This window comes from Actinomycetospora succinea, assembly GCF_004363095.1.
In the GTDB taxonomy this organism is placed as follows: Bacteria; Actinomycetota; Actinomycetes; order Mycobacteriales; family Pseudonocardiaceae; genus Actinomycetospora; species Actinomycetospora succinea.
Map to the genome: position 1 here is coordinate 585441 of NZ_SNYO01000001.1, position 25342 is coordinate 610782.

The window sequence follows — 25342 nt, forward strand, 5'->3', positions numbered from 1 at the left end:
TTCCCCGGCGTGTCGCGCCATCGAGCCGGTGGCGATCCTGGCGTTGAGCGCGAGCGTGGCCGCCAGGCTGAGACACCCCGTGCCTCGGGCAGCTCCCGGCGTGTCGCGCCGGCGAGGATGTGGCGATCCTGGCCTTCATCGCCAGCGATGCCGCATCGCTCGCACACCGGATGGGCGGTTCGTCCCGGGCCCTCCGCCGTCGGGCGAGCACCCGACGTGAGCTGTTAGGTTCGCCTAAGCACACACGGAGTCGACGGAAGGGCACGCACGGTGGCATCGACGACCGTGGGCCGGCCACTCCTGTCCCGGCCCCCCGTGCGGCGGCGTAACCGCCCGGTGCTGGCGGTGCTGCTGGGGCTCGGCGCGCTGGCGGTGGTCGTGGTCCTCAGCGTCGCGGTCGGCGCGGCCCCGACGACGCCGGCCGAGGTGTGGCACGCCCTGTTCTCGCCGACCGGCTCGCCCACCGACATCGTCGTCCGCGACCTGCGCCTGCCCCGCACCCTGCTCGGCGCCGTGGTCGGCGCCTCGCTCGGCGTCGCCGGCGTGCTCATGCAGGGCCACACGCGCAACCCGCTCGCCGACCCGGGCCTGCTCGGCATCAGCGGCGGCGCGGCGTTCTTCGTCGTGCTCTCGACGACCGTGCTCGGCGTCACCGGCGTCTACGGCTACATCTGGTTCGCGTTCGCCGGGGCCGCACTCGCCGCCCTGCTCGTGTTCACGCTCGGCGCGGCGAGCCGGGGCGGCCCGACGCCGGTGACCCTGGCGCTCGCCGGCCTCGCGGTCTCGGAGCTGCTGCTCGCGATCACGTCGGCGATGGTGCTGGGCGACGGCCCGTCGCTCGACGCCTACCGCTTCTGGGCGGCCGGCGCGCTCGACGACCGCGGCGCCGACCTGACCCTGCAGGTGCTCCCGTTCATGGTGCTCGGGCTGGTCCTGGCCGCCGCGAACTCCCGCGCGCTCGACGTCCTCGCGCTCGGCGAGGACAGCGCCCGCGGCCTCGGGCAGAACATCACGCGGGCCCGGGTCGTCGGCCTCACCGGCGTGACCCTGCTGACCGGGGCGGCGGTGGCGGTCAGCGGGCCGATCGGGTTCGTCGGCCTCGTCGCCCCGCACATCGTGCGCTCGCTCGTCGGCCCCGCCCACGGGCGGCTGATCCCGCTCGCCGCGATCGTCGGGGCCGTGTTCGTGCTCGCCGCCGACGTCGTCGGGCGCGTCGTGGTCCGCCCCGGCGAGCTCGCGGTCGGCATCGTCCTCGGGATCGTCGGGGCGCCGTTCTTCATCGCCATGGTCCGCCGGCGCCGGATGGTGCGGCTGTGACGACGACGGAGAAGCCCACCGAGGTCGCCGGCCGCCGCCCGCTGCGGCTCGGCCCGGTGTCGGCGGTGTGGCGCCCGCGCACCGCGAGCGTCGTCCTCGGCGCGGCGATCCTGCTCGTCCTGGTCGCCGCGGTGAGCATCGGGCGCGGCGAGTACTCGATCGCCGTCCCCGACGTCCTGCGCGTGCTCGCCGGCGGCGGCAGCCGGGGCGAGACCTTCGTCATCACCCAGCTCCGGCTCCCGCGCGTGCTGTGCGGCGCGCTGGTCGGCGCCGCCCTCGGCGTGGCCGGCGCGCTCACCCAGGGCGTCGCCCGCAACCCGCTGACCAGCCCGGACGTCCTCGGCGTCACCGACGGCGCCGGGGTCGCCGCGCTGCTGGTGATCGTGCTCGCCGGCAGCGGCGGCACCGCGGTCGGGCTGCTCGCCGCCGTGGGCCTGCCGATCGCGGCGCTGATCGGCGGGCTCCTCGCGGCCGGCCTGGTCGTCGTGCTGGCCTTCCGGCAGGGCCTCGACGCGTTCCGTTTCATCCTCATCGGCCTCGCGATCAGCGTCGCGCTGGTCTCGGTGACGTCGTGGCTGCTCGTCATCGCGAACGTCCAGCAGGCGAGCCTCGCGCTCATCTGGCTGCGCGGGTCGCTCAACGCCCGCGGCTGGGAGCACGTCGTCCCGATCGCGGTCGTGCTCGTGGTCGTGCTGCCGATCGCGATCGCGCTGGCCTTCCGCCTCGACGCCCTCGACCTCGGCGACGACGCCGCACGCGGGCTGGGGGAGCGGGTCGACCGCTCGCGCGTGATGCTCCTCGGCCTCGCGGTCGTCCTCGCCGCCTCGGCCACCGCGGCCGCCGGGCCGATCCGCTTCGTCGCCCTCGTCGTCCCCCAGGTGTCGGTGCGCCTCACCGGCGGCTCGCGACCACCCCTGCTCGCCTCCGCGCTGGCGGGCGCCCTGCTCGTCGTGGCCGCCGACCTGCTGGCCCGTGTCGCGCTCGGCGGCGAGGTCCCGGTCGGCGTCGTCACCGTCGTCCTGGGCGCGCCCTACCTGCTCTACCTGCTCGTCCGCCGCACGAGGAAGGACTCCGCGTGAGCGCCGAGACCGAGGACCTCATCAGCAGTCCCGAGACGGCCGCCGCCGTCCGCCTGCGCGCCGAGGGCGTGCGCGTCGGCTACGGCGAGTCGATCGTCGTCGGGGGGCCCGACGGGCTCGACCTCGACGTCGTCGACGGCTCCGTCACCGCCGTCATCGGCCCCAACGGGTGCGGCAAGTCGACGCTGCTGCGCACGATGGCGCGCCTGCTGACCCCGAAGCACGGGCACGTGCTGCTCGACGGCCGCCGTCTCGACGCCGTGCCGTCCCGCGAGATCGCGACCGTGCTCGGCGTGCTGCCGCAGGACCCCACCGCGCCGGAGGGCATCACGGTCGCCGACCTCGTCGCGCGCGGCCGCCACCCCCACCAGCGCTGGTTCCGCCAGTGGTCGGCCGACGACGAGGAGGCCGTCGCCGAGGCCCTCGACTGGACCGGCATGGCGGGCTTCGCCGAGCGCACCATCGACACGCTCTCCGGCGGCCAGCGCCAGCGCGTGTGGATCTCGATGGCGCTCGCCCAGGGCACCGACGTGCTGCTGCTCGACGAGCCGACGACGTTCCTCGACCTCGCCCACCAGGTCGACGTGCTCGAGCTCGTCGAGCGCCTCAACCGGGAGCGCGGCCGGACGGTCGTCATGGTGCTGCACGACCTCAACCTCGCCGCGCGCTACGCCGAGCGGCTGGTCGCCATGCACGACGGCGAGATCGCCGTGGCCGGCACGCCGCACGAGGTGCTCACCGAGGCGACGCTGCGCGACGTCTTCGGGCTCGAGGCCCGCGTGGTGCCGGACCCGGTCGCGGGCACGCCGATGGTGGTGCCCATCGGGCGCGGGGGCAAACCTCGCGTGACGGACGCCGCTCCCAATTGACCGATTCGCTGAGTTAGGCAAGCCTACCCTGCCGAAGCGGTCACCGACCGCCACCGACCGATCACCGTCGATCCCGGGAGCGCCTCCGCATGACCCTCCGCGTCCGCCTGGTCGCCGCGCTCGCCGCGGTCCTCGCCGTCCTGCTGGCCGGGTGCGGCTCCGGGAGCGACGAGCCGGCGCCGGGCGCCGCGGCGCCCGGCTTCCCGGTCACCGTCGACCACGCGTACGGGCAGACGACGATCCCGGACCGCCCGGCCCGCGTCGTGACCGTCGGCTACAACGACGTCGACTACGCGCTCGCGCTCGGCACCGTCCCGGTCGGCGTGCGCGACTTCATCGGCGCCTTCGACGAGACCACCCGCCCCTGGGCGCAGCAGGCGCTGGACGGGCAGCAGCCCCAGCAGGTCGGCGGCAACGAGATCGACATCGAGAAGGTCGCCTCGCTGGCGCCCGACCTCGTCCTCGGCGTGTACTCCGACATGGACCGCGCCACCTTCGACCGGCTCTCCCAGATCGCGCCCACCGTCGCCGACCCCGCCGGCGGCCCGGCGCCGTGGCAGGAGCAGACCCGCATCACCGCCCGCGCGCTGGGCGTGCCGGAGCGCGGCGACCAGGTCGTGAGCGACGTCGAGGGTCGGTTCGCCCAGGCCCGCGCGGCCAACCCGCAGTTCGCCGGCAAGTCCGTCGACGTCGCGCTGGTGACCTCCGGCGAGTTCTACGTGCTCGGCCAGGACGACGCGCGCACCCAGTTCTTCAGCGGCCTCGGCCTCGGGGTCGAGCCGACCACGGCGACGCTCTCGAGCGAGCAGCTCGGCCAGCTCGACGCGCAGGGCGTCGCCGTGCTCGGCGTGCCGCCGCAGGCGGCGCTGGCCAACCCGGTGTTCGCGAACCTCCCCGCCGTGGCGCAGAACCGCGTCGCCTACGTCGGCGAGGAGTCGTCGGCCGTGGCCGGCGCGCTGGGCTTCACCAGCCCGCTGAGCCTGCCCTTCCTGATCGACCAGGTCACCCCGGAGCTCGCGCGGGTCTACAGCCAGCCCGGCGCCTGACCACTCCTCCGCCCCCCCGATCACCCACGACCCCCGGAGCGCCCCCGCATGACCCTCCGTGTCCGCTTCGCCGCCGCCCTCGCCGCGGTCCTCGCCCTGCTGCTCGCCGGGTGCGGATCGAGCGAGCAGGAGGCGCCGCAGGGTGCCGCCGCGCCCGGCTTCCCCGTCACGATCCCGCACGCCTACGGCCAGACGACGATCCCGGACCGGCCGGCCCGCGTCGTCACCGTCGGCTACAACGACTCCGACTTCGTCCTCGCGCTCGGCGTCGTCCCCGTCGGCGTGCGCCAGTCGATCGGCGCCTTCGACAGCTCCACCCGCCCCTGGGCCCAGCAGGCCCTGAACGGGCAGCGGCCCGAGGTCGTCGGCGGCAACGAGCTCGACATCGAGAAGATCGCCTCACTGCAGCCCGACGTCATCATCGGCCTGTACTCCTACATGGACCAGGCGACCTACGACCGCCTCTCCCAGATCGCGCCGACCCTGGCCGACCCGGTCAAGGACGTCGCCGCGCCGTGGCAGGAGCAGACCCGCATCACCGGCCGCGCCCTCGGCGTCCCCGAGCGCGCCGAGCAGGCCGTGGCCGACGTCGAGCGCCGGTTCACCGACGCCCGCGACGCCAACCCGCAGTTCGCCGGCAAGAACGTGTCGGTGACGCTCGTGGCGTCGAACGAGTTCATCTCGCTCGGCAAGGACGACCTGCGGACCCAGGCCTTCGCCGGCCTCGGGCTGGGCGTGCCGCCGACCACCCAGACGCTCTCCAGCGAGCAGATCGGCCAGCTCGACGCACAGGGCATCGCCGTCGTCGGCGTCCCGCCGGCGACCGCGCTGGCCAACCCGGTGTTCGCGAACCTCGGCGCGACGCGGGCGAACCGCGTGGCGTTCCTCGGCGAGGAGTCCTCGCCGGTGGCCGGGGCGCTGGGCTTCTCGAGCCCGCTGAGCCTGCCGTACCTCATCGACCAGATCACCCCGGAGCTCGCCCGGGTCTACAGCCAGCCCGGCGCCTGACGGGTCCTCCACCGACCAGCACCGACCGACGCACCTCGGGGAGCGCGCGATGACCGACATCGACGGGACGAGGGGGCCAGGGGAGACCCTGGACGTGCTGGGGGTGGGGTTCGGGCCGTCGAACCTGGCCCTGGCGCTGGCCGTGCAGGAGCACAACGAGCGCTCCCCGGAGTCCGCGCGCGTCGCGGCGGGCTTCGTGGAGCAGCAGGCGGCGTTCGGGTGGCACCGGGGGATGCTGCTCGAGGGGGCGACGATGCAGGTGTCGTTCCTCAAGGATCTCGTGACGATGCGGGATCCGACGAGTCCGCGGTCTTTCCTGAACTACCTGCAGGGCCAGGGCCGGCTGGCGGACTTCATCAACACGAAGACGATGTTCCCGTCGCGGGTGGAGTTCCACGACTACCTGGAGTGGTGCGCCGCCGACGTGCGCCACCTCGTCTCCTACGGCACCCGCGCGGTCGCGGTCCACCCCGTCACCGGTCCGGACGGGTCGGTCGAGGAGCTCGACGTCGTGCTGCGCGACGCGACGGGGGAGGGCACCCGCACGGTGCGCACGCGCAACCTCGTCCTCGCGACCGGGCTGGTGCCGTGGCTCCCGCCGGGGGTCGAGCGCAGCGAGCGCATCTGGCACAACAGCGAGCTGCTCCACCGGCTCCGGGCCGTCGACGCCGACCCGTCCGATCCGTCCGGCGTGTCCGGGGCGCCCCGGCGCTTCCTCGTCGTCGGCGCGGGCCAGAGCGCGGCGGAGACCACCGAGCACCTGCACCGCCGCTACCCGGACTCCGAGGTCCGCTCGGTGTTCTCGCGGTACGGCTACAGCCCGGCCGACGACACGTCGTTCGCCAACCGGATCTTCGACCCGGACGCCGTCGACCACTTCTACGAGGCGCCGGGCGACGTCAAGCAGATGCTCATGGACTACCACGCGAACACGAACTACTCGGTGGTCGACCCGGAGCTCATCCAGTCGCTCTACCGGCTCGCGTACCAGGAGAAGGTCGCCGGCACGCAGCGGCTGCACGTCCACGGCGCGAGCCGGGTCGCGGGCATGCGGGACGCCGGGGACGACATCGACGTCGACATCGAGTTCCTGCCGACCGGTGAGCGGGAGACGGTGAGCAGCGACGTCGTCGTCTACGCGACCGGCTACCGCCCGATCGACCCGACCTCGATGCTCGGCGACGTCGGCGGCTGGTGCCGCCGCGGCGACGACGGCGAGCTGCTCGTCGAGCGCGACTACCGCATCACCACGACCGCGCCGCTGCGCGCGGGCGTCTACCTGCAGGGACCCACCGAGCACACCCACGGCATCAGCTCGACGCTGCTCTCCACGACGGCGGTGCGGGCCGGCGAGATCCTGGCGTCGCTGGAGCTCCGCCGTCCCGCGGGGATCACCGCGGTGCGCACCGTGCCGGCCGCGCCGGTGGGGTCGTGAGCACCCTCTCCGTCCGTTCCTCGACGGTCGTGGGGGGCCGGACCTGGCCGGACCGGTTCGCCGAGCAGGTCGCCGCCCGGGGCGACGCGGTCGCCGTCGAGCTGGGCGACGCGTCGCTGACCTACGCCGCGCTGGCCGACCGGGCCGCCCGGCTCGCAGCCCTGCTCGCCGGGCACGGCGCCGGGCCGGAGCGCCTGGTCGGGCTCGCCCTGCCGCGCTCGATCGACCAGGTCGTGGCCCAGGTCGCGGTGCTCTGCGCGGGCGCGGCGTACCTGCCGGTCGACCCGGACCAGCCCGAGGAACGGGTCCGGCTCGTCCTCGACGACGCGGCGCCCGCCGTGCTCCTGACGACGGGCGAGCTGCGCGGCGACCTCCCGCCGGAGTGGGCCGAGCGCGCGGTCCTGCTCGAGGAGCTCGACCTCGACGCGGCGACACCCGCGCCGCTCGACCCGAGCGTCGACGTCGCCTCGCTCGCCTACGTGATCTACACGTCGGGCTCGACAGGACGTCCCAAGGGCGTGCTCGTCACCCACGGCGGCGTCGACAAGCTCGTCGCCACCCAGACCGAGCGCCTCGGCGTCGGCCCCGACGACCGCGTCCTCGCCTTCGCCTCGCCGAGCTTCGACGTCGCGTTCTGGGAGCTGTGCCAGTCGCTGCTCTCCGGCGGGCGGCTGGTGATCGTGCCGAGCGAGCTGCGGGCGCCGGTCCCGGAGCTCGCGGAGTACCTGCACGCCCACGACGTCTCCGTCATGATCCTGCCGCCGGTGCTGCTCGCGGCGATGCCCGACGACGTCACGCTGCCGCCGGGCGTGCTGCTCGCCGGGACCGAGCGCGTGGCCCCGGAGCTGGTGGCGCGGTGGGGGCGCGACCACCGCATGTTCAACGCGTACGGGCCCACCGAGGCCACCGTGAACTCGACGCTCGGCGAGGCCCACCCCGACACCCTCGACGGCGCCTCGGTCCCGATCGGCGTGCCCGACCCGCTGACCACCGCCCGGGTCCTCGACGCCGAGCTCGCGCCGGTCGCCGACGGGGTGCCGGGCGAGCTCTACCTCGGCGGCCCCGGTCTCGCGCGCGGCTACCTCGGCCGCCCGGGCCTGTCCGCCGAGCGCTTCGTCGCCGACCCGTACGGCGGGCCCGGCGAGCGGCTCTACCGCACCGGCGACCTCGTCGTGCGCCACGGCGGTGTCGCCGGCGTCCTCGACTTCCTCGGGCGCACCGACGACCAGGTGCAGATCCGGGGCTTCCGCGTCGAGCCCGGCGAGGTCGAGTCGGAGCTGCGCGGCCACCCCGGCGTGGCGCAGGCGGCGGCGGTCGTGCGCGACGACCTGCCCGCCGGGCGGGGGCTGGTGGGCTACGTGGTGCCGGCGCTGGAGTCCGTCGGCGACGATCGCGTCGCCGACTGGAAGGAGCTCCACGAGGTCCTCTACACGGCCGCCGACGAGGACGCCGCGCTCTTCGACGACGGCTTCGCCGGGTGGAACTCGACCTACGACGGCACCGACATCCCGCGCGAGCACATGCGCGTGTGGCGCGACGGCGTCGTCGACCGGATCCGCGCGCTGCCCGCCGGGCGCCGCGTGCTGGAGGTCGGCGTCGGCAGCGGGCTGCTGCTCACCGAGGTCGCGCCGGAGGTCGAGCACTACGTCGGCATCGACCTGTCCGCCGAGGGGATCGCCGCGCTGCAGCGCCGGGTCGAGGCCTCCGACATGCTGCGCGAGCGCGTGGTCCTCGAGACCCGGCCGGCGCACGAGGTCGGCGGGGTCGACGGCGGCCCGTTCGACGCGGTCGTCGTGAACTCGGTGGCCCAGTACTTCCCCGACGGCGACTACCTGCGCGCGGTCCTGCGCGACGCGGCCGGGCTGCTGGCGCCCGGCGGCGCGATCCTCGTCGGCGACGTCCGGCACGCTGGCCTGCTGCGCACGCTGCGCGCGGGCGTCGAGACGGCCCGGGACCCGGGCGCGGACCCGGTGGCGCTGCGCCGCGCGGTCGACGGCTCGGTGGCGTGGGAGCCCGAGCTGCTCGTGCACCCCGACTTCTTCCGCGAGGTCGCCGACGAGCTCGGGCTCGCCACGGACGTGGAGCTCGAGCGCACCCCGTTCCACGACGAGCTCTCCCGCTACCGCTACCACGCGACCCTCTACGTGCGTGATCTTCACAGCTATAGCTCAGAAGATCACGCACGTACGGTGAGGTGGAGCGGGTCGGTCGAGGCGGTGCGGGAGGCGCTGGCTGCGTCGCCGGACCTGCGCGTGGTCGGCGTCCCGAACGCGCGGCTGACCCCCGACCTGGAGGCGCTCGCGCGGGTCGACGGGACCGAGCCGCCCGCCGTGCCCGCCGCCGATCCCGAGAACCTCCTCGCGCTCGCCACCGACCGCCCGGCCCGGGCGACCTGGGACCCCGAGGACCCGACGCGCTTCGAGGTCCTCTACGGCGACGCCGGCCCGGTCTTCCGCGGCGGGGGGCCCACCGGCACGACGAGCCCCGCGCCGTTCCGCGACGTCGGCGCCCTGACCTCCGGGGTGCGCGAGCACCTGCGCGACCGGCTGCCCGAGCACCTGGTGCCGGCGGCGGTCGTCGCCGTCCCGGAGCTGCCGACACTGCCCAGCGGCAAGCTCGACCGCGCCGCGCTCCCGGCGCCCGACCTCGCCGCCGAGGTCGAGGGCACCGCGCCGCGCACGCCCCGCGAGGAGCTCCTCGCGCCGGTGTTCGCCGACCTGCTCGGGCTGCCGGGCATCGGCGTGCACGACGACTTCTTCGCCGTCGGCGGCGACTCGATCCTCTCGGTCTCGCTGGTCGCGCGGGCGCGGGCGGTCGGGCTCGTGATCACGCCGCGGCAGATCTTCACGCACCGGACCGTGGCCGGGCTGGCGGAGGTCGCGACGGCGCGCGACGACACCGTGCAGGACGGTGTCGCGGTCGAGCTGGACGCCGCGGCGCGGGCGGCGCTGGGCGATGCGAGCGAGGTCTGGCCGGTCTCCGCGCTGCAGGAGGGCTTCTTCGTCCACGCGGCGCTCTCGGACGTCTACACCGTCCAGGAGGTCGTGCGGCTGCGCGGCCCGGTCGACGCCGGCGCGTGGCGGGCGGCGGCCGGGCGGCTCCTCGAACGCCACCCCCAGCTGCGCGCCGGCTTCGCGCAGCGCGCCGACGGCCGCGTCGTCCAGGCGATCGCCGCGTCCGTCGAGCTGCCCTGGCGCGAGGTCGACCTGCGCGACCTCGACACCCCGGCCCCCGAGAACGCCCTCGACGACGTCGTCGTGGCCGAGCGCGCCGAGCGCTTCGACCTCGCCCGCCCGCCGCTGATCCGCGCGGCCCTCGTGCACACCGGGGACGACGCCGCCGCGCTCGTGCTGACCTTCGAGCACATCGTGCTCGACGGCTGGTCGGTCGCCGTGGTCGTGCGGGAGCTGCTGGCCGACACCGGCGAGGCCACTCCCGACATCACCCCCGACTCCGACCTCGCCACCCACCGCGCCCGCTACGCCCGCCTGCCCGACCAGGACGCCGACCTCGCCGCCTGGCGCGAGACGCTCGCCGGCCTCGACGAGCCCACGCGGCTGCTCGAGGCCCTGGCCCCGGACGCCGCGACCGACCCCGCCCCCGCGCGCGCCCCCCGCCACCACCAGAGCCACCTCGGGGTCGACGAGGAGACCACCGGCCGGCTGGTCGCCGCGGCCCGGCGCCGCGGCCTGACCCTCGGCACCGTGCTGCACGGCGCCTGGGCGCTCATGGTCGGGCGCCTCACCGGCCGCCGCGACGTCGTCGTCGGCAGCACCGTGTCCGGTCGCGACGGCGTGCTGCCCGGCGTCGAGGACGCGGTCGGCCTGTTCATCAACACGGTTCCGGTCCGCCTGCGGTGGGCGCCGGGCGAGCCGGTCGGCGACGTCCTCGCCGCGCTGCAGGCCCACCGCACCGAGCTGCTCGACCACGACGGCGTCGCCCTCGCGGCGCTCCAGCGGGAGCTGGGGCACGGGGAGCTGTTCGACTCGCTCGTGGTCGTGGAGAACTACCCGCAGCCGGACGGGGTCGAGGCGATCGACGTCGTCGACGCCGTGCACTACCCCGTGGCGCTCATCGCGGCCGTCGGCCCGCGTCTCGACCTGACGATCAAGCACGACCCGACGCGCGTGGACGCCGCGGCCGCCGAGCTGGTCGTCGCCCAGCTGCACCGCACCCTCGACCTCCTCGCCGCCGATCTCGACGCCCCCGTGGCGACGATCCCGCTGCGCGACGCCCCGCCGCGCCACCCCGACACCGCGCACGCCGCCCCGCCCACCACGCTCACCGGCTGGATCGCCGCGCAGGCCGCCACCACGCCGGACGCCCCCGCGGTGATCGCCGAGGACGGGACGCTCACCCACGCCGACCTGGCCCGACGCGCCGCCGGGCTCGCCGCGCGGCTGGCCGACGCCGGCCCCGTGGTCGGTGTCGCCGTGCCGCGCTCGGCCGACCTCGTCGTCGCCCTCGCCGGCGTGCTGCACGCGGGCCGCGCCTACGTTCCGCTCGACGTGGAGCTGCCCCGCGAGCGCCTGGCCGCGGTGATCGCCGACGCCGGGGTCGAGGTCGTCGTGACGACGCGTGAGACCGCGCTCCCGGACGGGCCTCGGAGGGTCCTCATCGAGGACGCCGGCGACGCCGACACCCCGCCCGCGGAGCCGGACCCCGACGCCGCCGCCTACGTGATCTTCACGTCCGGCTCGACGGGGCGCCCCAAGGGCGTCGTCGTCAGCCACCGCGCGATCGTCAACCGGCTCGCGTGGACCCAGGACACCTACGGGCTCACGCCCGACGACCGGGTGCTGCAGAAGACGCCGGTCGGCTTCGACGTCAGCGTCTGGGAGCTCTTCTGGCCGCTCGTCACCGGGGCGGCGATCGTCGTCGCGCGCCCGGGCGGGCACCGGGACCCGGCGTACCTCGCCGGGCTCGTCGCGCAGGCCGGCGTGACGACGATGCACTTCGTCCCGTCGATGCTCGAGGCGTTCCTCGCCGCCGACGAGGTCACCGGGGACCCGTCCTGGGCGGCCCCGCTGCGCCGGGTGCTCGCGAGCGGCGAGGCGCTGCCGGCCGGTGCCGCGGCGCGCTGGCGGGCGCTCACCGGCGTCCCGCTGCACAACCTCTACGGGCCCACCGAGGCGGCCGTCGATGTCACGTACCACCAGGTCAGCGACGCCGACACGGCCCGCGTGCCGATCGGCGCGCCCGTCTGGAACACCACGCTGCACGTCCTCGACGCCTGCCTCGCGCCGGTCTCCGACGGGGTGCCCGGCGAGCTCTACCTCGCCGGCGTCCAGCTCGCCCGCGGCTACACCGGCCGGCCCGGGCTCACCGCCGAGCGTTTCGTCGCCGACCCGCACGGGTCGGGCGAGCGGCTCTACCGCACCGGCGACCTCGTGCGTCGCCTGCCGGACGGCGAGCTCGAGTACCTGGGCCGCACCGACGAGCAGGTGAAGATCCGGGGCCAGCGCATCGAGCCGGGCGAGGTCGAGGCCGCGCTCGCCGCGCAGCCCGGCGTCGCACGCGCCGCGGTCACCGTGCGCCGCGACGGCCCGGCGCCCGCGCTCGTGGGCTACGTGGTGGGCGACGCCGACGGCCTCCGGGAGGCCCTGGCGCGGGAGCTGCCCGAGGCCATGGTCCCCGTCGCGGTCGTGGCGCTCGACGCGCTGCCCCTGACCGCCAGCGGCAAGCTCGACCGCGCGGCGCTCCCGGCCCCCGAGCTGGGCACGGGCCCGGCCCGCGAGCCCGCGACCGAGGCCGAGCGGGTGCTCTGCACGATCTTCGCCGAGGTGCTGGGCCGCGACTCGTGCGGCCCGGACGACGACTACTTCGCGCTCGGCGGCGACTCGATCGCCGCCATCGGCGTCGCGAGCCGCGCGCGGCGCGCGGGCCTCGCCGTCGGACCCGCCGAGGTGTTCGCGGGCCGCAGCCCGGCCGGTGTCGCGGCGCGGGTGCCGGCGACCGGGGGCGACGCGCAGCGCGTCGAGGACCTGGTCGCGCCGGTGGCGCCGTCCGAGGTACGGGCCGACGTCGACGTCGCCGAGGTCTGGCCCCTCTCCCCGCTGCAGGAGGGCCTGTTCTTCCACGCCGGCCTCGACGGTGAGGCGGACGTCTACCGGATCCAGGAGACCGTCGACCTCGACCACCGCCTCGACCCCGACCGCCTGCGCGGCGCGGTGGCGACGCTGCTCGCCCGCCACGACGCCCTGCGCGCCGGCTTCACCAGCGAGGGGCTCGACGAACCGGTCCAGTTCGTCGCCGCGTCGCTCGACCCGCCGGTCCGGGTGGTCGACGCGCCGTCCGACGACGCCGTCGCGGCCGCCACCGCCGAGGACCGCGCCGCCGGCTTCGACCTGGCCGCGCCGCCGCTCTTCCGCGTCGTGCTCGTGCGCGGCCCCGAGACCGACCGCGTCCTGATCTCCCGTCACCTGCTGCTCTGGGACGGCTGGTCGGCGTGGACCGTGCTCTCGCAGCTGCTCGGGGCCTACGCCGGCTCCACCGACAAGGAGCTCGAGCCCGCCGGCTCCTACCGCGACCACCTCGCGTGGCTCGCCGCGCAGGACACCGACGCCGCGGTGGAGGCGTGGCGGACCGCGCTGGCGGGGCTCGAGGAGCCGACGCTCGTCGGGCCGGAGACACCGGGGCCGCTGCGCGAGCAGGACCTCGAGCTCGACGTCGCGGTCACCGCCCGCCTGCGCGCGCTGACCCGCGAGCGGGGGATCACCGCGCACACCGTGCTGTCGACGGTCTGGGGTCTCGTGCTCGCCGCGGCGACCGGGCGCACCGACGTCGTCCTCGGCACCACGGTCGCCGGGCGCCCCGACGCCGTGCCGCACGTGGAGACCACCGTCGGCCTGTTCCTCACGACCGTGCCGACCCGCCTCGTGCTCGACGGCGGCGAGTCCGCGGGCGCGCTGCTCGCGCGCGTGCAGGACGAGCGGCTGGGGCTGCTGGCGCACGAGTGGGTCGGCCTCGGCGCGATCCAGCGCGCCGCGGGTCGGCGGACCCTCTTCGACACGCTGTTCGTCTACCGCCCCGAGGGCGGCGAGGAGCGCATCGCCGACCTGTCCGCACGCCACGGCGTCACCGCGCTGCGCAACGACGACGCCACGCACTACCCGCTGACCTTCATCGTCACCCCGGGCGAGCGGATGCGGCTCACGCTGGCGCACCCGCTCTCCGACGACGATGCGCAGGCGTGGCTCGACCGCTTCACCGCCCTGCTCGACCAGGTCCTCGCCGACCCCGACACCGCGGTGCCCGCGCTGGACCCGCTGCTGCCCGACGAGCGCGAGGCCGTGGTCGGCGGCCGCGACGGGGCGCCGGTCGACCTCGGGAACGTGACCGTCGCCGACATGCTCGCCGAGCGCGCGGCGCTCGTGCCCGACGACCTGGCCCTGGTGTCCGGGGACGTGCAGTACACCTACCGCGAGCTCGACGCGGCGATCGACCGCACCGCGCGCCTGCTGCGCTCGCGCGGCGCCGGACCGGAGACCGTGGTCGCGCTCGCCGTGCCGCGCTCCGCCGAGACCGTCGTCGCGCTCTTCGCCGTCCTGCGCGCCGGGGCGGCGTACCTGCCGCTCGAGCTCGACCACCCCGCCGAGCGGCTCCGGGAGACCCTCGCCGACGCCGCACCGGTCGCGCTGGTGACGCTCGCGCGGGTCGCGGACCGGTTCGACGGGGTGCCGGCGATCGTGCTCGACGACCCCGCGGTCGCCGCCGAGCGCGATGCCCTGCCCGCGGGCGCGCTGACCGACGCCGAGCTCGGCGACTTCGCCTGCGACCGCGCCGACCGCCTCGACCGCCCCGCCTACCTGATCTACACGTCGGGCTCGACGGGCAAGCCGAAGGGCGTCGTCACCCCGTACCGCGGGCTGACGAACATGCAGATCAACCACCGCACGGAGATCTTCGACCCGGTGGTGGCCGCGGCCGGCGGGCGCCGGCTGCGGATCGCGCACACCGTGTCGTTCGCCTTCGACATGTCGTGGGAGGAGCTGCTCTGGCTCGTCGAGGGCCACGAGGTGCACGTCCTCGACGAGGAGCTGCGCCGCGACGCGGCCCGGCTCGTGGCGCACGCCGCCGAGCACGCCGTCGACGTCGTCAACGTGACCCCGACCTACGCCGAGGCGCTGATCGAGGAGGGGCTGCTCGCCGACCGCGGGATGCCGCTGGTGCTGCTCGGCGGCGAGGCGGTGTCGGACGCCGTCTGGTCAACCCTGCGCGACACCGGGGGGACGCTCGGCTACAACCTCTACGGGCCGACCGAGTACACGATCAACACGCTCGGCGGCGGCACCGAGGACAGCGCCACCCCGACGGTCGGGCGCCCGATCACCAACACCCGCGCGCACGTGCTCGACCCCTGGCTGCGCCCGGTGCCCGACGGCGTCCCCGGCGAGCTCTACATCGCCGGCACCGGCCTCGCCCGCGGCTACTGGCGCCGCGCCGGGCTCACCGCCGAGCGCTTCGTCGCCGATCCCACCGACGCGGCCGGCGGGCGGATGTACCGCACGGGCGACCTCGTGCGCCGCCGCCCCGGATCGGGCGGCGTGCTGGACTTCCTGGGCCGCACCGACGACCAGGTCAAGATCCGGGGGCACCGCGTCGAGCCCGGCGAGGTCGCCGCGGCGCTGACCGCGCACGACGCGGTGGCGCGCGCGGCCGTCGTCGCCGACCGGTCCGGTCCGGGCGGGTCGGCGCGGTTGATCGGGTACGTGGTGGCGGCCGGGGACATCGCCGGTGTCCGCGACGACCTCCGTTCCCGGCTCCCGGACCACCTCGTCCCGGCCGCGCTCGTCGAGGTCGGCACGCTGCCGCTGACCGTCAACGGCAAGCTCGACACGGGCGCGCTGCCGACGCCCGACCTGGCCCCGGCCGGCGGTGGGCGCCCGCCCGCGACGGCGACCGAGGAGACCCTCTGCGGGATCTTCGCCGCGGTGCTCGACGTCCCGCGGGTGGGGCCCGAGGACGACTTCTTCGACCTCGGCGGCCACTCGCTGATCGCCACCCGCCTGCTCTCGCGCGTGCGCACCGCGCTCGGCGCCGACGTCGCCCTGCGCGACCTCTTCGACGCGCCGACCCCGGCGGCACTGGCCGAGCGGGTGGGGGAGCGCGAGCCGGCCGACGCGCGCCCCGAGCTCGTGTCCCGCGAGCGCCCCGACGCGCTCCCGCTCTCGGCCGCGCAGCAGCGGCTGTGGATGCTCGCGCAGCTCGACGAGGCCGGTGGCGGCGCGTACCACTACCCGATCGTCCTGCGGGTGCGTCCCGACGGCGAGCGCCTGGATCTCGACGCGCTGTCCGCCGCGCTCGACGACGTCGTCGCCCGCCACGAGCCGCTGCGCACGCTGATCGACGGCGCCATGCAGCGCGTGCTGTCCGACGTGCGCATCCCGCTGACGCGGGCGTCCGCGTCCTCGGAGGACGAGGCCGCCGAGATCGTCACGGCCGAGGTGGCGCGCCCCTTCGACCTGACCCGGCGGCCGCCGCTGCGGGCCACCGTGATCGACCTCGGCGACGAGCATCTGCTCGTCCTCGTCCTGCACCACATCGCCACCGACGAGTGGTCCGACGGGCCGCTGTTCGCCGACCTCGCCGCGGCCTACGCGGCCCGGCGCGACGGCCACGCGCCGGAGTTCGCGCCGCTGCCGGTGACGTACGCCGACTACGCGCTCTGGCAGGCGGAGCTGCTCGACTCCTCCGGCGCAGGGTCGTCGGAGGCGGACCGCCAGCTCGCGTTCTGGACGGACGCCCTCGCCGGCGTGCCCGACGAGCTGGAGCTGCCCACCGACCGCCCGCGGCCGGCGAGGCCCAGCTTCACGGGCGGCACGGTGGCGCTGCCGCTGGACAGCTCGGTCGCGGAGGGCCTGCGGGAGCTCGCCCGCGACCGCGGGGCCAGCACGTTCATGGTCCTGCAGGCCGCCGTGGCGGTGCTGCTCTCGCGCCTCGGCGCCGGCGACGACGTCCCGCTCGGCGCGCCGGTCGCCGGGCGCACCGACCCGCGTCTCGACGACCTCGTCGGGTTCTTCGTCAACACCGTCGTCCTGCGCACCGACCTGTCCGGCGCGCCGTCGTTCGGCGAGCTCGTCGACCGGGTCCGCGCGACCGACCTCGCCGCGTTCTCGCACGCCGACCTGCCGTTCGAGACCGTCGTCGAGCACCTCGACCCGCCGCGCGTGCTCGCCCGCACCCCGCTGTTCCAGGTGATGGTCGGACACCACGTCCGCTCGGGGGCGCCGCTGTCGCTGCCGGGGCTCGCGGTCACCGAGGACGACGTCGCCGGCACCACCGCGAAGTTCGACCTGGTGTTCTCGTTCGTCGAGACCGACGGGGAGATCACCCTGCACCTCGAGTACGCGGCGGACCTGTTCGACCGCGCGTCGGCCGCCCGCGTCGCCGATCGGTTCGCGCAGGTGGCGGGGTCCGTGGTGTCGGCGCCGGGCACGCCGGTCGCGGACGTCGACGTGCTGACCGCCGACGAGCGGGCGCAGCTCGCCGCCCTCGAGGGCCGCCCCGACGCCCGCGCGGTGCCCGAGGAGACGTTGATCGACGCGTTCGAGCGGCACGCCGACGCGCGCCCGCACGTCGCGGCCGTCGCGGACGCCGAGCGCGAGGTGACCTACGCCGAGCTGGACGCGCTGGCCGAGGGCGTCGCCGACCGGCTCGACGGGGTCGGCCCCGAGGACGTCGTGGCGGTCGCGGTGCCGCGGTCGGTGACGATGGTCGCGGCGGTGCTCGGGGTGCTCAAGCGGGGCGCCGCCTGGCTCCCGCTCGACCTCGCGCACCCGTCGGAGCGCCTCGCGCACATGCTGGAGGACTCCGGGGCGGTCCTCACCGTGGCGACCTCTGCCACGGCCGAGCGCGTCCCGTCCGGGCCGCCGCAGGTGGTCCTCGACGGGGTCGCACCGTCACCGCGACGCGACCGCGCTCGCCCGGCGAGCCTCGAGGGCGCCGCCTACGTCCTCTACACGTCGGGCTCGACGGGCCGGCCCAAGGGCGTCGTCGTGCCGCACGAGGGGATCGCGAGCCTCGCGGCGACGTCGGTCGACCGCATGAGCGTCACCGCGGAGTCGCGGATCCTGCAGTTCGCGTCCGTCGGGTTCGACGTCGCCGCGTTCGAGCTGACGATGGCCCTCACCCTCGGCGGGCGCCTGGAGATCCTGCCCGACGAGGCCCGGGTCGCCGGCCCGCCGCTCACCGACTTCCTGCACGAGCGCCGGATCACCCACGCGATCCTGCCGCCGTCGCTGGTCGCGGCCCTGCCCGCGGACTGCGTGATCCCCGACGGCACGACGGTGCTGGTCGGCACCGAGACCGTGCCGCCGGACCTCGTCGCGCGGTGGGCCGACCGGCTGCGGATGCTCGTGGCCTACGGGCTCACCGAGGCGACCGTGAACTCGACACTGTGGCGCACGCGCACCGACTGGTCGGGGCTGCTGCCGATCGGCGAGCCCGACCCCAACACGGTCGTGCGGGTGCTCGGGCCGCGCCTCGAGCCCGTGGCGCCCGGCGTCGTCGGCGACCTGTGGGTCGGCGGGCGGGGACTGGCGCGCGGGTACGTCGGGCAGCCCGGTCTGACGGCCTCGCGCTTCCTCCCCGACCCGTACGGCCCGCCGGGCGCGCGGCTCTACCGCACCGGCGACCGCGCGCGCTGGCGTCCGGACCCGGAGGCGAGCGCGGGCCGGGTGCTCGACTTCCTGGGCCGCGACGACGACCAGATCAAGATCCGGGGCGTGCGGATCGAGCCCGGCGAGGTCGCCGCGGCGCTGTCCGAGCACCCCGGGGTGGCGCTGGCCGTGGCGGTGGCCGATCGCGACGGCGACCTGGCGCGCCTCGTGGGGTACGTGAGCCCGTCCGACGGCGTCGTGGACGTGGGCGAGGTGCGCGCGGCGGCGGCCGCCCGGCTGCCCGAGCACATGGTCCCGTCGCTGGTCGTCGCGCTCGACGGGCCGGTGCCGCTGACGCCGAACGGCAAGGTGGACCGCCGGGCCCTGCCGGCGCCGGACTGGTCGGCGCTCGTGTCGTCCGCCGCCCCGACCACGCCGGAGGAGGAGCAGCTGGCGGCGATCGTCGCCGAGGTCCTGCGCCTCGAGCGGGTGGGTGTCGACGACGACTTCTTCGCGCTCGGCGGGCACTCGATGGCCGCGATGCGGCTGGTCTCGGGGGTGCGCGAGGCGCTGGGCGTCGAGCTGGTGGTGCGCGACGTCTTCGAGGCGCCCACCGTCGCCGCGCTGGCGCTGCGGGTGGCCGAGGCGCCGCGCGCCCGGCCCCGCCCGGTGCCGAGCGGGCCGGCCGGCGAGGAGGAGCCCCTCGCGCCGGGTCAGCGCCGCCTGCTCGTCGACGGCACGGTCCGGCGCCCGGACCACGCGCTCGTCCTCGACGGCCCGTTCGACCGGGAGGCGCTCGCGGCGGCGGTCGACGACGTCGTCGCGCGCCACGAGCCGCTGCGGACGACGATGCGCTCGTCGCGGCGCGTCGGTGTGGGCGGGCCCGGGCTGACCGAACGGACCGGCGCGCTCGAGGACCTGGCCCGCGAGCCGTTCGACCTGGCCACCGAGCCGGCGTTCCGGGCGCACCTGGTGGACGGGCGCCTGCTGCTGGTGCTCGGCTACACGGCGGTCGACGAGTGGTCGGTGGTGCCGCTGCTGCGCGACCTCGCGGGTGCGTACGCCGCGCGGCGGGCGGGCGACGAGCCGGCGTGGACGCCGCTGCCGATCTCGTACACCGACTACGCGCGGTGGGCGGGGGCGCTACCGGTGCGATCTCCCGCCGACCGTGACGACCTCGTGGGGCTGCCGACGTCGTTGTTCGCGCCCTCCGGGGCCGCCGATGCCTCGGTGATCGCCGTCGAGCTGGACCCCGGGCAGCGGCTCGCGCTCGACCGTCTCGCGCGGCGCACCCGCGCGAGCCTGCTCATGGTGCTGCAGGCCGCCCTCGCGTGGGCGCTGACCGCCGAGGGCGCGGGCGAGGACCTGCCGCTGGTGACCATGGACGCCGGCCGCGTGGACGCCGCCCTCGACGACCTCGTCGGGTCGGTCGCCGACCTCATCGTCGTGCGCACCGACACCTCCGGGGCGCCGTCGCCCGAGGAGCTCCTCGACCGGGTGCGCCGCGCCGACCTCGCGGCGTTCGCCCACGACACCCCGTTCGCCGACGTCGCCGCCCACACCGGGCTCACCCGGCCCCCGGTGGCGCTCGTGCACCACGAGGACGTGGGGATGGCCGGCGAGCAGTCGGTGCTCGGCGCGCTCGACGCGGTGCCGACCGGGGCGTCGTTCGCCGACCTCACCCTCGCGTTCTGGGAGACGGCGCCGGGTCAGCCGATGGCGATCGAGCTGATCCACGACCCGGCGGCCGTCGACGACGCCCTCGCGCGCCGGATCCTCGACCGCGTCCTGGCGTTCGGGGCCTGAGATGCGGTGAGCGCGCCCCCGCTACCGGAGATCAGGGGCGTCCTCATGCACCTGGTCCGGCTCGCGAGGTACGTGACGTTGCCCTTGATCTCCGCGGTGCGAGGCCCGATGCCGGCGCCCCGGCTCAGTTGAAGCGCGAGTACACGGGCTCCGACCACCCCGTGGGGAAGGCGTTCTCCGTCCACACCGACCCGGTGATCCGGAAGACCGTCTCCCGCCCGGTCGCGGCCTCCGCCGAGGGGCGCACCTCGGCCGTGCCCGTGAGCTGCAGCGTCGCGCCCGTCCGCCAGTCCGGGACCAGCAGGCCCGCCGCGGGGTTCAAGCGCAGGTTCCCGGCCGTCATCATCATCGCGTTGCCGACGTAGTCGGGCCAGACGAGCTCGGTCGGCGAGACGACGCGGACGAACCCGGGTTTGCCGCCGCGGTGCGAGACGTCCGCGCCGCCGGCGGCGGCGGTCGCGATGAAGAAGGTGTCGGCGGCCTCGACGAGCCGCGCTCCTTCGGCGTCGAGCGCCGTGCCCCGCGTCGCCACGGGCACGGGCCCCGCCGGTGCCTCCTCGAGGACGGCGCGGGCCTGGATGTACTGGGGGCAGTTGCCGTACGCCTGGTGCACCGTGATCTCGCCGCCGCCCTCGACGCGGTGCCACCGGCCGTTGATCCGGAACCGCTTGCGCGTCGCGAGCTCGATGGCGAGCGTCCCGACGTCGGCCCGGTCGCGCAGGACGTCGGCGAGGGGATCGGTCGCCGGCACGACCGCTCGCGCGCGCAGCGTCACCGGGTCGGCGACGGACAGGAACCCCTCCGGGCCGTGCAGGCTCGTGGCCCACAGCGCGCCGTCGCGGTCCGCGGCGCCCAGCACGAGCATCCGCTGCCGGGCCAGGAACTCGACCGCCCCGCGGGGGATCGCGCCCGCGATGATCGGCCGGACCCTCTCCGCCTCCTCGGTGAGCCCGGCCGCGCGCTGCGCGGCCAGCTCGCCGTCGTGGAACGCCGTGCGGGACATGAGGTCGGCCATGGCTCCGACATTACCGAACGAACGGTAATATTCAAGCCTCAGGTGTGAGCAGGCTCGGGAGGAGGGCGACGGTCTCGGCGAAGACGCCGGTGTCGCCGGTGACCCGGGCCAGCACGAGCGCGCCCTCGATGCGCACGAAGGCGTCCCGCGCGGCGCGCACCGCCGCCTCGGGTCGGCGGCCGGCGCGGCGCGAGGCGTCGGTCATCGCCTCGAGCCACGCCGTCGCGAGCGAGCGCGCGTGGTCGCGCAGCGCGGCGGGCGCCCCGGCCAGCGTCATCGTGTCCAAGACGCACGACAGCGCGCCGGCTTCGTAGAACGCGCCGAGCCGCCGGGCCGTCTCCGCGATGCCCGCGCCGACGTCCGGGTCGTCGCGCATCGGCGCGAGGACCCACCCGAAGCGCCGCTCGACCGTGGTCAGCGCGGCCTGCGCCATCTGCTCCTTCCCCTCGGGGAAGCGGTGGTAGAGGCTCGCCCGCTGCAGCCCGGTGGCCGCCGACAGGTCGCCGATGCCGGTCCCGTCGAAGCCCTTCTCGCGGAACACGGACACGATCAGGTCGGCGAGCTGGTCCTCGTCGATGGAGGGCGGGCGCGGCATGCCGGCCACATTACCGAATTAACGGTCAAGACGTGTGGCGCCCCGCCCCGGCCGCCCAGAGCTCGGCGTAGCGCCCGCCCGCGGCGAGCAGCTCGTCGTGGGTGCCGTACTCGACGAGCACGCCCGCGTCGAGCACGGCGACCCGGTCGGACGCGGCGGCCTGGGTGAGCCGGTGCGCGACGACCAGCGCGGTGCGCCCGCGCAGCGAGCGGTCGGCGGCGGCCTCGAGCACGCGCGCCCCGGCGCTGCCGGCCTCCGCGGTCGCCTCGTCGAGCACGGCGACGGCGGGGTCGGCGAGCACGAGTCGCGCGAGCGCCAGCTGCTGGGCCTGCGCGGCCGTCGGGGTGTGCGCGCCCGTGCCCACGACCGTCGCCAGGCCCTCGGGCAGCGCCTCCACCCAGTCGCGGGCGTCGACGACGTCGAGCGCGGCCCACAGCTGGGCGTCCGAGGCCCCGGGGGCGGCGAGGCGCAGGTCCTCGGCGAGCGGGCCGGCGAAGACGTGCACCTCCTGGCTCACCATCGCCACGTCGTCGGCGGCGACGGAGCCGGCGCTGGGCCGGTGCACGCCCGCGACGATCGTGGCCAGCGTGGTCTTGCCCGCCCCGCTCGCCCCGACCAGCGCCAGCCGCGTGCCGGGCGCGACGTCGAGGTCGATGCCGGAGAGCACCTCGTGGCCCTCGGCGTAGGCGTGGGAGACGCCCTGGACGCGGACGGCGCCGGGCGCGGCCCCCGACCGGTCCGCGGCGTCCTCCTCCTCGGCGAGCTCGGACACGCCCACCACGCGGGCGAGGCTCGCGCCGGCGGACTGCACGGTGTCGAGGAGGAAGAGCACCTCGTTGATCGGGGTGAACAGGTTGATGAAGTACAGGGCGGCGGCGCTCGCGACACCGACCGTCGCGGTCCCGGCGTCGACCAGCGCGAACCCGGTCGCGAGGACGGCGGCGACCCCCAGGAACTCGGCGAGGTTGAGCCGCCCGAAGAACCCGGTCTGCAGCCGCACGACCCGCAGCGCGAGGTCCACGACCTCCGCCGCGCGCGAGCGGACCCGGTCGGTGTGGTCGTCGTGCAGGTCGAGCGCGCGCACCGTGGCGATGCCGCCCGCGGTGTCGAGGAGCTGTTGCTGCTGCGCGCCGCCGACCTCGCGCTGCTCGCGGTAGAGCGGGCTCGACCGCCGCACGTACCAGCGCGCGGTGAGCACCTGCACGGGCACGGCGATCAGCGCCGCGAGCAGGAAGCGCCAGTCGAGGATCGCGAGGCCGCCGAGGCTCAGGACGATCACCAGCGCGCCGCGCGCCATGTCCGGCACGGCCTGGCGCACCGCGTCGCCGACCAGCGCGAGGTCGGAGGTGACGCGCGAGGTCAGGTCGCCCGCACCGGCCTGCTCGAGGCGCGCGAGGGGCAGTCCGAGCGCCCGCGCGACGAACGTCTCGCGCAGGTCGGCGAGCACCTCCTCGCCGGCCCGGGCGATCGCGGCCATGCCCACGACGGCGAGCAGCCCCTGCGCGAGGGCCGCGCCGACGAGCCCGAGCACCGGGCCGGTGACGGCGTCGGCGCCCTGGCGCGCGACCACCACGTCGACGATCCGCCCGAGCAGCGGCGGGACGAGCACGCCCGCGACCGCGCTGGCCACGAGCGCCACCAGCCCCACGGCGAGGACGCCGCGGCGGCCCTGCAGCAGGCGTCCGACCGCGATCCGGACGGTGCGGGCCCCGGCGACGGGGAGGATCGTGCGCTGCCTCGACGGTCCGGCTCCCCTGTCGGCGTGCTCCCCTTGATGTTCCGCGTCCGCCATCAGGTCACCGCCCCGCGATAGGCGGGGTCCGCGTCGAGCAGCACGGCGTGCGTCCCCGTCGCGGCGACGCGGCCGTCGACGAGCAGCACCACGCGGTCCGCGACGCCGAGCAGCGCCGGGCTCGTCGCGAGCAGCAGGGTGGTCCGTCCGGCACGGAGATCCGCCAGCCCCTCCGCGATCCGCACCTCGGTGACCCCGTCGATGGCCGTCGTGGGGTCGTGCAGCACGAGCACCGGGGCGTCGGCGGCGAGCGCCCGGGCCAGCGCGACCCGTTGGCGCTGGCCGCCGGACAGCGAGCGGCCCTGCTCGGAGAGCACGGTCTCGACGCCGTCGGGCAGCACCTCGGCGACCTGGTCGGCCTGCGCGGCGGCCATCGCCGGGGCGACCGAGGAGTTCCGCGCGGCCGCGGCCACGTTCTCGTGCAGGGTCCCGGAGAAGAGCTCGGCGCCGTGCTCCGCGACGAGCACGGCGGTGCGGGCGACCCGGGGCGGGTGCGCAGCGAGGGGCCGGCCCTCGACGGTGATCGTGCCGCGGTCCGGGTCGACCTCGCGGGCCAGGCACGCGACGAGCGCGGCGGCGTCCGCGGGGTCGGCGGCGACCACCCCGACGGTCTCGCCGGCGGCGACGTCGAGGTCGACGCCGCGCAGCGAGCCGTGGTGCAGGTCGTGCAGCGCGAGGGCGGGCCGGGCGGGCACCGCCGGGGTGGCCGCGTCGCCCTCGCCCACGGCGGGCCCGGTCGCGAGCACCGCCGCGATGCGCGCCGCCGACGCCCGGCCCTGCGCGATCCGCCCGTTGACCCACCCGAGCATCTGCAGCGGGGTGATGAGGAACTGCGCGAGGCCGACCGCCGCGACGAGCCCGCCGACGCTGATCTGCCCGTCGGCGGCGAGCCGCCCGCCGACCAGGGCGACGAGGGCGAGGAAGAGCCCGTTCGCCGCGAGCACCGCGCCCTGGTAGCCGGCCTGCACGCGGGTGGCGCCGAGCGTGGCGCCCAGCGCGTCGCGGCTCGCGCGCCGGTAACGGGCGACCGCCGCGGGCACCGCGCCGAGGCCCTTGAGCACCCGGACGCCGTCGACGAGGTCGGCGGCGACGCCCGAGGCGCGCGCGGCCCGCTCCTGCTCGGGGCCGCTGCGCCGCTGCAGCGGGACGCCGAGGAAGTGCACGAGGAGCAGCAGCGGCGGTGTCCCGAGCAGGATGAGCAGGCCGAGCGGCACCGAGGTCCGCAGCAGCGCGACGGCGGCCACGAGCATCGCCGCCAGCGCCGCGAGGCCCAGGGGGACCGCGAAGTTGACGACCCCGACCCGTTTCGCGTCGGCGACCGCGACGTTGGCGAGCTCGCCGGGCAGCCGCCCCGCCTCGGCGCCCCCACGCGGGTCGAGCAGGCGGTCGGCGATCAGCAGGCGCAGCCGTTGGTCGGCGCGGACGTCGCCGAGCCACGCGCGGCGGGCGCCCCAGCGGTAGCAGAACGACAGCACGAGGAAGTCGAGGCCGAGCACCGCGAGCCAGCCGACGAGAGCCACCGGGTCGCCCGCCGCGATCGCCCGGTCGACGACGACGCCGACGAGCACCGGGACCAGCGCCTCGCACCCCTGGTGCCCCATGAACAGGACCGCGGCGGAGGACACCGGGCCCCGCTGGTCGCGGATCGAGCCGCGGAGGACGGCAGGGCCGGTCAGGGGAGCGGTCACGGCACCGTCACCGCGCCGACGTCTCGGTCCAGCACGCAGGACAGGCTCACTTCACGACCCGCGATGGTCAACCTCCCGCGCGCCGGGAACGA

Annotated in this window: 10 protein-coding genes and 1 pseudogene; 7 read left to right on the forward strand and 4 right to left on the reverse strand. The window is 76.2% G+C overall.

Annotation, left to right across the window (positions count from 1 at the left end; all coding sequences use genetic code 11):
- Window positions 1–315: 315 nt before the first annotated feature.
- The 7 genes and pseudogenes from EV188_RS02840 to EV188_RS02870 all read left to right on the forward strand — a co-directional run.
- Complete coding sequence (locus tag EV188_RS02840) at window positions 316–1317, forward strand: FecCD family ABC transporter permease (RefSeq protein WP_243741436.1); 1002 nt, start codon at window positions 316–318, stop codon at window positions 1315–1317.
- Complete coding sequence (locus EV188_RS02845; RefSeq protein WP_133824690.1) at window positions 1314–2396, forward strand: FecCD family ABC transporter permease; 1083 nt, start codon at window positions 1314–1316, stop codon at window positions 2394–2396. The genes EV188_RS02840 and EV188_RS02845 overlap by 4 nt, the downstream gene beginning before the upstream one ends.
- Window positions 2393–3265, forward strand: coding sequence for an ABC transporter ATP-binding protein (locus tag EV188_RS02850; protein WP_133824691.1), 873 nt, complete (start codon window positions 2393–2395; stop codon window positions 3263–3265). Before EV188_RS02845 ends, EV188_RS02850 begins: the two co-directional genes overlap by 4 nt.
- Before the next feature lie 89 nt (window positions 3266–3354).
- On the forward strand, window positions 3355–4311 hold the full coding sequence (locus EV188_RS02855) for an iron-siderophore ABC transporter substrate-binding protein (protein ID WP_133824692.1): 957 nt from the start codon (window positions 3355–3357) through the stop codon (window positions 4309–4311).
- Window positions 4312–4359: 48 nt separating this feature from the next.
- Window positions 4360–5319 (forward strand): iron-siderophore ABC transporter substrate-binding protein, encoded by a 960-nt coding sequence (locus EV188_RS02860; RefSeq protein WP_133824693.1) that lies wholly within the window; start codon window positions 4360–4362, stop codon window positions 5317–5319.
- A gap of 49 nt (window positions 5320–5368) precedes the next feature.
- Window positions 5369–6754 (forward strand): lysine N(6)-hydroxylase/L-ornithine N(5)-oxygenase family protein, encoded by a 1386-nt coding sequence (locus EV188_RS02865; RefSeq protein ID WP_133824694.1) that lies wholly within the window; start codon window positions 5369–5371, stop codon window positions 6752–6754.
- A pseudogene (locus EV188_RS02870) lies at window positions 6751–20160 on the forward strand (amino acid adenylation domain-containing protein); the annotation flags it as partial. The gene EV188_RS02865 and the pseudogene EV188_RS02870, both read left to right, overlap by 4 nt.
- A gap of 124 nt (window positions 20161–20284) precedes the next feature.
- On the opposite strand, the gene EV188_RS02875 reads toward EV188_RS02870, so the two are convergent.
- Genes EV188_RS02875 through EV188_RS02890 form a run of 4 tightly spaced genes read right to left on the reverse strand, consistent with a single transcriptional unit; the run spans window position 20285 to window position 25250 of the window.
- Window positions 20285–21175, reverse strand: coding sequence for a pyridoxamine 5'-phosphate oxidase family protein (locus EV188_RS02875; RefSeq protein ID WP_208113959.1), 891 nt, complete (start codon window positions 21173–21175; stop codon window positions 20285–20287).
- Between the two features lie 31 nt (window positions 21176–21206).
- Window positions 21207–21770 (reverse strand): TetR/AcrR family transcriptional regulator, encoded by a 564-nt coding sequence (locus tag EV188_RS02880; RefSeq protein WP_133824696.1) that lies wholly within the window; start codon window positions 21768–21770, stop codon window positions 21207–21209.
- A 25-nt stretch (window positions 21771–21795) separates the two neighbouring features.
- Window positions 21796–23562 carry an ABC transporter ATP-binding protein gene (locus EV188_RS02885; RefSeq protein WP_133824697.1) on the reverse strand — a complete coding sequence of 589 codons (1767 nt, stop codon included), beginning with the start codon at window positions 23560–23562 and terminating at the stop codon, window positions 21796–21798.
- Window positions 23562–25250 carry an ATP-binding cassette domain-containing protein gene (locus EV188_RS02890; protein WP_424922904.1) on the reverse strand — a complete coding sequence of 563 codons (1689 nt, stop codon included), beginning with the start codon at window positions 25248–25250 and terminating at the stop codon, window positions 23562–23564. The genes EV188_RS02885 and EV188_RS02890 overlap by 1 nt, the downstream gene beginning before the upstream one ends.
- Window positions 25251–25342 lie beyond the last annotated feature (92 nt).

Bases quoted from the DNA above. Each gene is read 5' to 3' on its own strand.
- EV188_RS02880 (WP_133824696.1), bottom strand. From the start codon at position 21,770: ATGCCGCGCCCGCCCTCCATCGACGAGGACCAGCTCGCCGACCTGATC.
- EV188_RS02855 (WP_133824692.1), top strand. From the start codon at position 3,355: ATGACCCTCCGCGTCCGCCTGGTCGCCGCGCTCGCCGCGGTCCTCGCC.
- EV188_RS02885 (WP_133824697.1), bottom strand. From the start codon at position 23,562: ATGGCGGACGCGGAACATCAAGGGGAGCACGCCGACAGGGGAGCCGGA.
- EV188_RS02860 (WP_133824693.1), top strand. From the start codon at position 4,360: ATGACCCTCCGTGTCCGCTTCGCCGCCGCCCTCGCCGCGGTCCTCGCC.
- EV188_RS02865 (WP_133824694.1), top strand. From the start codon at position 5,369: ATGACCGACATCGACGGGACGAGGGGGCCAGGGGAGACCCTGGACGTG.
- EV188_RS02875 (WP_208113959.1), bottom strand. From the start codon at position 21,175: ATGGCCGACCTCATGTCCCGCACGGCGTTCCACGACGGCGAGCTGGCC.